This is a genomic window from Streptomyces sp. NPDC005266, assembly GCF_040607655.1.
Taxonomy (GTDB): domain Bacteria; phylum Actinomycetota; class Actinomycetes; order Streptomycetales; family Streptomycetaceae; genus Streptomyces.
Genome location: NZ_JBEXHC010000002.1, coordinates 247,439 through 257,646, shown reverse-complemented (window position 1 = coordinate 257,646; position 10,208 = coordinate 247,439). Strand labels below are relative to the sequence as shown.

Annotated in this window: 10 protein-coding genes; 2 read left to right on the top strand and 8 right to left on the bottom strand. The window is 71.5% G+C overall.

Annotated features, from left to right (window positions below):
- The 5 genes from ABZU99_RS04765 to ABZU99_RS04745 all read right to left on the bottom strand — a co-directional run.
- Positions 1 to 1,456 (bottom strand): cytochrome P450 (locus ABZU99_RS04765; RefSeq protein ID WP_356227721.1); only part of this gene is annotated, 1,456 nt, incomplete at its 3' end.
- Positions 1,453 to 2,076: an ATP/GTP-binding protein gene (locus tag ABZU99_RS04760; protein ID WP_355953931.1), complete on the bottom strand. Its 624-nt coding sequence runs from the start codon at positions 2,074 to 2,076 to the stop codon at positions 1,453 to 1,455. The genes ABZU99_RS04760 and ABZU99_RS04765, both read right to left, overlap by 4 nt.
- Entirely contained in the window at positions 2,057 to 2,431 is a 375-nt protein-coding gene (locus ABZU99_RS04755) for a DUF742 domain-containing protein (protein WP_355953928.1), read from the bottom strand. Before ABZU99_RS04755 ends, ABZU99_RS04760 begins: the two co-directional genes overlap by 20 nt.
- Entirely contained in the window at positions 2,428 to 2,835 is a 408-nt protein-coding gene (locus tag ABZU99_RS04750) for a roadblock/LC7 domain-containing protein (protein ID WP_355953925.1), read from the bottom strand. Before ABZU99_RS04750 ends, ABZU99_RS04755 begins: the two co-directional genes overlap by 4 nt.
- 4 nt (positions 2,836 to 2,839) lie before the next feature.
- Entirely contained in the window at positions 2,840 to 4,375 is a 1,536-nt protein-coding gene (locus ABZU99_RS04745; protein WP_356227719.1) for an ATP-binding protein, read from the bottom strand.
- A gap of 313 nt (positions 4,376 to 4,688) precedes the next feature.
- Here ABZU99_RS04745 and ABZU99_RS04740 point away from each other — a divergent pair, with 313 nt between their 5' ends.
- A complete protein-coding gene (locus tag ABZU99_RS04740) occupies positions 4,689 to 5,390 on the top strand; it encodes a lysophospholipid acyltransferase family protein (protein WP_356049064.1) in 702 nt (233 codons plus the stop codon).
- A gap of 63 nt (positions 5,391 to 5,453) precedes the next feature.
- On the top strand, positions 5,454 to 6,530 hold the full coding sequence (locus tag ABZU99_RS04735) for an NAD(P)-dependent oxidoreductase (protein ID WP_356049062.1): 1,077 nt from the start codon (positions 5,454 to 5,456) through the stop codon (positions 6,528 to 6,530).
- Between the two features lie 194 nt (positions 6,531 to 6,724).
- Here the strand turns inward: ABZU99_RS04735 and ABZU99_RS04730 are convergent, their stop codons facing one another.
- From ABZU99_RS04730 to ureG, 3 genes are all read right to left on the bottom strand, one after another.
- A complete protein-coding gene (locus tag ABZU99_RS04730; RefSeq protein WP_356049060.1) occupies positions 6,725 to 8,374 on the bottom strand; it encodes an alpha/beta hydrolase in 1,650 nt (549 codons plus the stop codon).
- Positions 8,375 to 8,469: 95 nt separating this feature from the next.
- On the bottom strand, positions 8,470 to 9,171 hold the full coding sequence (locus ABZU99_RS04725; RefSeq protein ID WP_355953990.1) for an urease accessory protein UreD: 702 nt from the start codon (positions 9,169 to 9,171) through the stop codon (positions 8,470 to 8,472).
- 326 nt (positions 9,172 to 9,497) lie between these two features.
- A complete protein-coding gene (gene ureG, locus ABZU99_RS04720) occupies positions 9,498 to 10,193 on the bottom strand; it encodes an urease accessory protein UreG (protein WP_355953912.1) in 696 nt (231 codons plus the stop codon).
- Positions 10,194 to 10,208 lie beyond the last annotated feature (15 nt).

The following is a 10,208-nucleotide window of genomic DNA, read 5'->3' as shown; positions in this document are numbered from 1 at the left end:
GGCGGCCCAGGAGCCGCCGCCACAGGACCACCCACCAGGGGACGCACGGAGCCGGCACCTCCTCCTCGGCAGCGGGCACGGGCCGTCGCGGCGCGGAGGGCGTCTCCTCGGGCAGCCAGCGCGCCCGCAGCTCCGGCGAGAGCGGCGTGCCGGAGGTGTCCTCCATGATGTCCGGCTCGGCCCGGCGCGGCGTGAACTCCGCGGGCAGCGCGACGAGTCGGCGGGAGATCCAGGAGGCGAGCCAGCTCAGCTCCGACTCCTCGACGGCCAGCCGGAGATCGGGCAGCCGCAGCAGCAGGGTGTCGATGGCGGTGTCCGTGATGGCGCGGCCGATGTCCTGCCCGGGGCACTCATGGGGGCCGCCGCTGAAGGCCAGATGGGAGCGGTTGCCGTACATGGGGGCGGCGATCTCCGGGCGGATGGCCGGATCGACGTTTCCGGCGGCGAGCCCGAGCATCAGCATGTCCCCGGCCTTGATCTGCTGACCGCCCAGTTCGGTGTCGCCGGTCGCCCAGCGGCCCGGGATCACGGCGAGCGGCGGTTCGTTCCACAGCACATGCTCGATGGCGTCCGGCAAGGTCATATGGCCGCCGGCCAGGGACGCGCGGAAGCGCGGGTCGGTGAGGACCATGCGCAGCGTGTTGGCCATCAGGTTGGCTGTGGTCTCGTAGCCGGTGAGCAGCACGAGCCGCAGATGATGGACGACCTCCTCCTCGGTGAGCTCGGAGGGGTGGGTCAGCAGCCAGGACGCCAGATCCTCGTCGGGGCTGGTGCGCCTGCGCTCCACCAGCTTCTCCAGCGCCTCGGTGATGTACCGGTCGCTGCGCACCGCCGTCTCGGTGCCCTGCACCAGATCCCGGACGGCCTCGACCAGCCGCGGGCCGTCCTCGTCGGGCATCCCGAGCAGGTGGGTCAGGACGAGCATGGGCAGGTGCTGGGCGAACGCCGATACCAGTTCGGCGTGTCCATCGGCGCAGAAGTCGTTGACCAGCTGATGGGTGAAGCGGGTGATGTGGCGGCGGATCCCACGGCGGTCGAAGCGCCCCATGGACTCGGTGAGCGCCGCGCGCAGCCGCTCGTGCTCCTCGCCGTCGGCGAAGGTGCACATGGGCTGCCAGGCGAGCACCGGCAGCAGCGGCGAGTCGGCGGCGATCGCCCCCTCCTCCCAGACGTTCCAGAGGCGGGAGTCGCGGGAGAAGCGGGAGGGGGTGCGGGCCACCTCCAGGTTCTCCCGGTAGCCGAGCAGCAGCCAGGCCGGTACGTCGCCGTCGAGCCGGACCGGGGCCACCGCCCCGTGTTCGGCGCGAAGCCGCTCGTACAGGCCCATCGGGTCCTTCGCGTTCTCGGGCCCGAAGAGGTTCACCAGGCCGCGGTCGGCGAGTGCGGCGTGGGCGGGGCACTGGACGGGCGGCAGCTCCGTCTGCCCGGTGCCGAGGTGGTCGGTAGGAGGGGTCACGGTGTCTCCGGAGTCGCGGTGACGAGGGATTGCAGATAGCGCACGAGGGCGAGGAGGGTGTCGCGGCTGGAGCCGCGGTCGCGGGCATCGCAGTCGATCATGGGTACGGAGTCGGGCAGATCCAGGGCCGCGCGCAGCTCCGCCAGGGGGTGCACGGGGGCCCCGGGGAACGCGTTGACGGCGATCACGAAGGGCACGCCCCGCTCCTCCAACCGGCCGACCACATCGAAGCTGACCTCCAGCCGGCGGGTGTCGATCAGGACGACGGCGCCCAGGGCGCCTTCGAAGAGGCCGTTCCACAGAAACCAGAACCGCTCCTGGCCCGGGGTGCCGAAGAGATAGAGCACCAGCCGTTCATTGAGGCTGATCCGGCCGAAGTCCATCGCGACGGTGGTCTCGGTCTTGCGCTCCACCCCGGCGATGTCGTCGACGCCGACCCCGGCCTGGGTCATCGTCTCCTCGGTGGTCAACGGGCGGATCTCGCTCACGGAGCCGACCATGGTCGTCTTGCCGACCCCGAACCCCCCGACGATCACGACCTTGACGGCCGCGGCGGCGGACGCCGGAAGGGCGTCCTCGCTGCGCGGTCCGACGGTCCCCTCAGAGATTCTGTAGTCCATGCATCACCGCCTGCAGCAGTTCGAGGTCGGGCAGCGCGGCGGCGGGGACCGGATCCCGGACTTCCACCTGGCCGTTCTTGAGCAGATCCGCGAGCAGCACGGTCAGGGTGGAAACGGGCAGCACCAGATACGCGGAGATCTCGGCCACGGAGAGCGGGAACTGGCACATCCTCAGCACCCCGGCGCCCTCGGGCTGCATTCCCGGCTCGGGCTCGGCCCGCGCCACGATCAGGCTGACGAGTTCGACGGGCGCCGGCCCTGACGTCCGGGTGCGGCCCCCGGTGACGGCGTACAGCCGCTCGGGGCCGCCCTCATCCCACTTATCCGGCTTATCCGGCTTGTCCGGTCCGCTCATGTCACCCGCCCGTCGACGCGCGGCGGACTGCTCAGATGCTCTCCGAGCCGGGCGACCAGATCTCTCATGCACTGGCCCATCAGCCCGGCGTCCACGCTCTCATCGGCGAGCACCGCCAGATAGGAGCTGACGCCGGCCGCCATCAGATAGAAGAAGCCACCGCCGACCTCGATCACGACCAGCCTCATCCGCCCGTCGCCGTCGGGGAATTCGGTGGCGATCGCACTCGACAGGCTCTGCAGCCCCGCACAGGCGGCGGCCAGCCGGTCGGCGGTGTCCTTGTCCGTACCGACCTGGGCCATGCACAGGCCGTCCGAGGACAGCAGGACCACGTGACGGGTCTGGGGAACGCTGGATGCCAGGTCCCGGAGCATCCAGTCCATGTTGAACCGCGCTTGCGTCACTTGGCTATTCACCCTTGTTCGACGGGTTCGACGGGTTCGACGGGTCTGAGGAGTCTGAGGGGTGCGACGGGTCCGGGTGATCCAGGGCGGCGGCGGAGTCCGCCGCCGGGATCGGCTCACCGTTGATCCCCTTGTGGAACGCGGCCAGCCACATCCCCGGCTGTACGGGCGGCGCGGTCGGCCGCGCGGCCTCGGCAGGCTCGGCGGCCTGGACCCGGCTGGGCGGGGTCACCAGGGGCATCCGGCGGCGGCGCTGCGGCAGCCCGGCACCGTTCTGACGGAACCCGGGCTGGTCCTTGGCGACCGGTCCGGTACGCAGAGGCGGCGACGGCGTCGCCCGCTTGATGGGCTTGGGCGGCGGCAGCTTGGCGGCCCGTGCGATCGCGCCGCCGGGCGCGGGCGTGGGGCAGACGATGTCCTGCGGCACGACCAGCACCGCGCGCACCCCGCCGTACGCCGAGGGCCGCAGCGAGATCTGGAAGCGGTACTTCAGGGCTAGCCTGCCGACCACGGCAAGGCCCAGCCGGGGCGTCTCGCCTAGGTCGTTGAGGTCGAGGCCGGTCGACGCCTGCGCCAGCACCATCTCGGTGCGCCTGCGCGCCTGCTCCGACAGGCCCACCCCGGCGTCCTCGATCTCGATCGCGACCCCGGACTGGACCTCGATCGCGGTCAGATGCACCCGGGTCCTGGGCGGTGAGTAGCGGGTGGCGTTGTCCAGCAGCTCGGCCAGCGCGTGGATCAGCGGCTCCACCGAGGGTCCGACGATGGCGACGTCCGCCACCGAGTGGATGTCCACCCGCTGGTACTCCAGGATGCGGGACATGGCGCCGCGGAGCACATTGAACAGCGGCACCTCCTTCTGCCACTGGCGCCCTGGGCGGGAGCCGCCCAGCACCGCGATGCTGTCCGCCAGCCGGCCGATCAGCGCGGTGCCGTGGTCGATATGGAGCAGATCGCCGAAGACCTCGACGTCGGCGCCGTGCTTGTCCTCCAACTCCCTCAGGTCCTGGGCCTGCTGATGGACGATGGCCTGCACCCGGCGGGCGATGTTGACGAAGGCCCGCTGCGCGGCGTCCCTCAGGTCCTCCTCGGCCCGCACGGTCTCCAGCACCGACCGCACGATGGCGTGCTGCGCGTCCGCGAAGTCCGGGTCGAGGGCGGGCGAGTGCTCGACGTCCTTGAGCGCCTCCTCCACCATGGCGCCGCGCTGCAGCCGGGCCACCGCCGCGGGCAGCACCTCCCGGCCCAGCCGCCGGGTCTCCGCCTCCTGGTCCACCAGCCGCTGCCGGAGCGCGGCCTCCTGGGCGGCGAACCGCCCGCGCAGGGTGGTGATCAGCCGTCCCCGGCGCAGCGCCTCGGCCGCGGCCAGGGCCACCGCCATCGTGGCCGCCACTCCGCACCAGGCGACCGTGGCGCGCGCCCCGGCAGGGACCACGGTCACGGCGAGCGCTGCGCAGAATGCCATCGCGGCGGGAGGGATAACCCATACGAGCGTGGAGGCGGGCCGTCGGCCTCCTGGTGAGGCGCCAGCGAAAACCATTGGCTTCCTTAAAAGCAGGGAAGAGAAAATGCGTGCGAAATATGCGCGGGGGACTTGCTATGGGCCCTGGAGCTTAGCGGCTTCACCGCACCCCGAACTGAATATGCGTTTTTCTCCTGCACGCTTCGGGGATTGAATTCAAAGGGGGTGATAAATCGATCAGATTCACTCACTTCCCCCTCCACCTCGAAAGCCCACACCGCCAAAATGCGGTACATCGGCGTTGATTACAGACATTGCGGCATGGCTCACCGGATCTGCCCGAGAGTTGTAGAGTCTGTCGGTTGACCACGACGACGGGGAGGCGATCGCCGTGTTCTACCAGATGCTCAAATACGTACTGCTGGGGCCGTTGCTCAGACTGATCTTCCGCCCCCGGGTCGAGGGCGTGGAGCACATCCCGGCCGAGGGCGCCGCGATCGTCGCCGGGAATCATCTGTCGTTCTCCGATCATTTTCTGATGCCCGCCATCGTGCCCCGCCGGATCGCCTTCCTGGCGAAAGCGGAGTACTTCACCGGACGCGGCCTCAAGGGGCGGCTGACCGCCGCCTTCTTCCGCGGCGCCGGTCAGATCCCCGTCGACCGCTCGGGCGGCAAGGCGTCCCAGGCGGCGCTGCGCTCGGGGCTCGCCGTCCTGCGCAAGGGCCGACTGCTGGGGATCTATCCAGAGGGCACCCGCTCGCACGACGGCCGGCTCTACAAGGGGCGGACAGGCGTGGCGGCGATGGCGCTCACGGCGCAGGCACCGGTGATCCCGTGCGCCATGGTGGGCACCTTCGAGATCCAGCCCCCGGGGCGCCTGATCCCCCGGATCAAGCGCCCGACCATCCTGTTCGGCGCGCCGCTGGACTTCTCCCGGTACGCGGGGCTGGAGGACCAGCACACCGTGCTGCGGGCCGTCACGGACGAGATCATGTACGAGATTCTGCGGCTGTCCGGACAGGAGTACGTCGACCGGTACGCACCGGACGTCAAGACCGAGCAGGCCAGGCGTCATTCCCGGGCGTTGCGCTGACGCCGAATCTGCTGACAGCCGAGGAGCCTGGCGCCGCGGTCACCCGGCCCGTAGCGTCCCGCCATGACCACAGGCAGCGCATGCGTCATCGGGGCGACAGGACAGATCGGGCGGGCGGCGGTACGGACGCTCGCCGCAGAGGGATGGAGGGTGCTCGCGCTCTCCCGCGGCGGGGGCCGCGACGATCGCTGGCCCGCGGAGGTGGTGAGCCTGGCCGTGGACCGGGACGACGACGCGGCGCTGGCCGCCGCGCTCGGGGACGGCTGCGATGTGGTGCTGGACTGCGTCGCCTACGGCCGTGCCCACGCCCGGCAGTTGCTGGGGCTCGCGGACCGGATCGGCTCGGCGGTGGTGATCTCCAGCGGGGCGCTGTACCAGGACGACCAGGGCCGCGGCTTCGACACGCAGAACGAGCCGGACGGCGCCCCGCGGTATCCGGTGCCGATCCCCGAGTCCCAGCGGACCGTCCCGCCCGGCGACAGCTACGGCACCCGGAAGATCGCGCTGGAGCAGGAGCTGCTGGCCGCCGGGGACCGGCTGCCGGCCACCCTGCTGCGCGCCGGGGCGATCCACGGCCCGCACTGCCGTACGCCGCGCGAACTGTACTTCGTCAAGCGGGCGCTGGACGGGCGGCCGGTGCGCATCCTGGCGTACGGCGGCCGCAGCCGGTTCCATCCGGTCCACGTCGACAACATCGCCGAACTGGTGCGGCTGGCCGCGCACCGGCCCGGGCCCCGGGTGCTCAACGCGGGCGATCCGCAGGCGCCCACGGTGGCCGACATCGCCGCCGCGGTCGACGCGGTGATGGGCACGCGCAGCGAACTGGTGCTGATCGACGGCGAGCCGCCGCATCCGCACATCGGCAGCACGCCGTGGAGCATCCGTCATCCGGTGGTCTACGACATGTCGGCCGCCGAACGGGAGTTGGGCTACCGCCCCGTCACCGACTACGCCGCCTCGCTGCCCACGACGGTGGAATGGCTGGCCGGGCGGCTGGCGGACGGCGGGGACTGGCGCGCGGCGTTCCCCGAGATGGCCGCGGTTTACGATCCGATGCTCCATCTGTTCGACTACGCGGCGGAGGACGAGTGGCTACGCACGCGCGGTATTCGCGTCGCGCCGTATCAGCACCGCCCGTAGCCTCGAACCGCCATGACAGAGGTACGGACAACAGAGGTACGGATGTGAGCGCTCGGATGCGCTCCATCGCCCAGGAGACCGAACGCATCATCGCGGCCGGCGGCTACACGGCGCCGGGCGGGACGTTAGCGGCTCATGGGACCGGGCCCGGTTCCGTACGCGCGGATGCGTACCGAACCGGGCCCGGCGGGGAGCTACTTGATCACCCCGAGGGTCTTCACCGCATTGAGGATCTGACCCGTCTTGGCAGGCTTCGGCGTGGCGTGCGGGCCGCACTTCACGTCCTTGGCGTCCACCGTGCCCTTGAGCAGGTAGGCGTCCACCCGGTCGTTGATGCAGGGGTTGACCAGGCCGGTGACGCCATGCGAACCGGCGTCCTTCTCGGTGATCAGACGCGAGCCCTTCAGCCGCTTGTGCAGCTCGACGGCACCGTCGTACGGGGTCGCCGCGTCACGGGTGGACTGCACGATCAGCGTCTTCGGCAGCCCCTTGGCGGCGCCCACCTCCAGCGGGGTGTGCTGCTTGGCCCCCCAGGTCGCGCACGGCAGGTTCATCCATGCGTTGGACCAGGTCAGGAAGGGGTAGTCGCGGTGGAGCCGGGTGTTGTCCCGGTCCCACTTGGCCCAGCTGGTGGGCCACTTGGCGTCCGCGCACTCGACGGCGGTGTAGACGGCGTTGCCGTTCTCGGCGGAGATGTTGCCCGCGGTGTCGGACGTGTCCGGCCCGGCGGCCTCGACCAGCGCCTTCTCGTCACCGGCGAGGTAGTCGCTCCACACCTGGGCGACCGTGGGCCAGGACGAGTCGTAGTACGGGGCGCTCTGGAAGAAGCCGAGGAGCTCGGCCGGGCCGACGACCCCGCCGATCGGGTTCTTCTTGGCGGTCGCGCGCAGCTTCTCCCACTGCTTCTGGACCTTCGCGGGGGTGTCGCCGATGTGGTAGGCGGCGTCGTTCTTGGCGACCCACGCCTTCCAGTCGTTCCACCGCATCTCGAACGCGACGTCCTGGTCCAGGTTGGCCTGGTACCAGATCTTCTCCCGCGCGGGGTTGACCACGCTGTCCACGATCAGACGGCGCACATGGGTCGGGAAGAGCGTCGCGTAGACGCCGCCGATGTACGTCCCATAGGAGACGCCGAGGTAGTTGAGCTTCTTGTCACCGAGCGCGGCCCGGATGACGTCGATGTCCCGGGCGGTGTTCGGAGTCGTCATGTGCGGCAGCATCCAGCCGCTGCGCTCCTTGCACCCCTCGGCGTACTCCTTGGCCAGCTTGCGCTGCACCCGCTTGTCCGCCTCGCTGTCGGGCACCGGGTCGAGCTTGGGCGCCTTGACGAACTCCTGCGGATCCACGCAGGAGATGGCGGCGGAGCGGCCGACGCCGCGCGGGTCGAAGCCGACGAAGTCATACGCCTTCGAGGTCTTCGTCCACAACGGGTTCTTGTTGGTGACCCGGGTCGGGAAGCGCATCCCGGAGCCGCCTGGCCCGCCCGGGTTGTAGATCAGCGAGCCCTGTCGCTCGGAGGCCGTGCCGGTGTTGCCGATCCGGTCCACCGCGAGCTTGATGGTGCGGCCGTTCGGCTTGGCGTAGTCGAGCGGCACGGTGACATAGCCGCACTGAATGGGCTTGGCCAGCCCCCAGTCGGCCGGACAGTCCGCCCAGTCGATGCCTTTCTTCGCCGCCTTCGCGGCGGCGATCGCCACACCGCGCGCCTCCTTGGCGCCGCCCGGCGTCCGCTCCGAAGCGCCGGCCGTGGGGGCGGCCAGCGCACCGGTTATCAGCGCACCGGTGATCACGCCACCGGCCACGCCGAAGAGTGCTGTGCGTCTCACGTGGTAATCCCCCTGCATTGATGCGCCGCTTGTGGCGGCTCGTGTCACAGAGTGTCAGGGGGATTCTTCTGTCTTGCCTACCGCCGAGTACAGGGTGAACCGGCGTTTCTTTATCAACACGTGAACATCAGGCGAGGCGTGGCGGTTGCGTCATCGAAGATCCGGCGCAGCCGGAGCGCGTCCGGGGCCACGGCGGTGACCAGGGCGGCAGGGCCGGCCAGGGGGGTGAGGACGGCCGTTTCGGCGAGGGGCCGGGGTTCGACGGGCCGGTCGTTGAACGCCGAATCGACGACCAGGAGTTGCCCCACCGCGCGATGGCCGCCGAGCACCGCGCCGCCGTCCCAGCCGGGCGCGCCGGGGCCGTAGGCGAGCTCCTGGTCGAGGAGCGGGCGGCCGGCGCGGTGCACGGTGAGGCGGCTGGTGAGGCGGCCCGGGGGTTCGCCGGCGCGGCCGAGGACCTGCTCCTCTCGGAGCACGAGCCGGGCGCCGGGGGCGAGTTCGACGCGGGTGGTCATGCGCAGATCGCTGCCGTGGGCCGAGATCAGCGGCTCGGGCAGCCAGCACAGCGTCGCGCCGTCGCCGACGGTCAGCCGGACCTCGTAGTGGGCGGGCTCGGCCGACCGGCCCGGCAGGGCGATGGTGGCCGCCGCGGAGTCGATGCGCAGCCACGCCCCCGGTCCGGCCGTCGCCTCGAAGCCGATCCGGTCGCCGCCGAGCGGCGCGCTCATCGCCCCGACCACGGTGACGCGCGCCTCCGGACAGGTGGAGCGGGTCCGGCGCAGCGCGAGCGGCCCGTCTCCGGCGAGCACGGGCAGCGCGGTCCCGCCGCGCCCGTCCGCCTCGGCGACGACGCGGGCGGTGGCCCGTACGCCCGCGCCCCGCGTGCCGGGGCTCCGCGCGCCCCTCGTGCCGGGGCTCCGCCCCGGGCCCCGGCCGTCGCGCTCCGGAGCGCGTCCGGGCACGGCCGCGCCGGAGCGCCATGGTCCGGCCGGGGGCAGCGTACTGTCGCCCGGGACGGCCGGGTGTCCGCGCGACAGCGCCGGACGGTTGCCCACGGGCCCGGCGACGGGCGTACTCGACGGTGCCGGGCCGTCGGTCGGCGCATACCCCGTGTCGGAGGCCGCCGCTTTTCGGTGTGCCGTCACGCCGGGGCCGCCGTCCAGGCCGTGAGCCGGGCGCGGACCCAGTCCGCGATCGGGCGGACGCCGTCCTCGGCCACCAGGGAGGTGAAGACGACGGGCAGGTCGCCGCGCTGGGCCTTGGCGTCGCGGGCCATGCGCTCCAGGTCGGAGCCGACGTACGGCGCCAGGTCGGTCTTGTTGACGACAAGGAGGTCGGCGGTGGTCACCCCCGGGCCGCCCTTGCGCGGGATGTCGTCGCCGCCCGCGACGTCGATGACGAACACCTGGGCGTCGACCAGTCCCTTGGAGAAGGTCGCGGTGAGGTTGTCGCCGCCGGACTCCACGAGGACGAGGTCCAGCGGGCCCACGCTCTCCTCCAGATCCTCGACCGCTTCGAGGTTGGCCGAGATGTCGTCGCGGATCGCGGTGTGCGGGCACGCGCCGGTCTCCACGGCGGTGATGCGCTCGGTCGGCAGTACGGCGTTGCGCAGCAGGAACTCGGCGTCCTCGCGGGTGTAGATGTCGTTGGTCACCACGGCGATCGACAACTGGGCGCGCAGCGCCCGGCAGAGCGCGGCGACGGTGGCGGTCTTGCCGGAGCCCACCGGGCCGCCCAGGCCGATGCGCAGCGCCCGGCGGGTGCCGTCGGGGCGGTGGGGGGCGGCGGTGCTGTAGGTGTGGCGCGGGGGGTAGGTGTCCGCGTGGTCGAGATGCATGACGGCTCCGGGTGT

What these genes read in the sequence shown, in the direction of transcription:
- ABZU99_RS04760 (WP_355953931.1), bottom strand. Translation starts at nt 2,076, where the DNA reads ATGGACTACAGAATCTCTGAGGGGACCGTCGGACCGCGCAGCGAGGAC.
- ureG (WP_355953912.1), bottom strand. Translation starts at nt 10,193, where the DNA reads ATGCATCTCGACCACGCGGACACCTACCCCCCGCGCCACACCTACAGC.
- ABZU99_RS04735 (WP_356049062.1), top strand. Translation starts at nt 5,454, where the DNA reads ATGACCACAGGCAGCGCATGCGTCATCGGGGCGACAGGACAGATCGGG.
- ABZU99_RS04745 (WP_356227719.1), bottom strand. Translation starts at nt 4,375, where the DNA reads ATGGTTTTCGCTGGCGCCTCACCAGGAGGCCGACGGCCCGCCTCCACG.
- ABZU99_RS04730 (WP_356049060.1), bottom strand. Translation starts at nt 8,374, where the DNA reads ATGCAGGGGGATTACCACGTGAGACGCACAGCACTCTTCGGCGTGGCC.
- ABZU99_RS04755 (WP_355953928.1), bottom strand. Translation starts at nt 2,431, where the DNA reads ATGAGCGGACCGGACAAGCCGGATAAGCCGGATAAGTGGGATGAGGGC.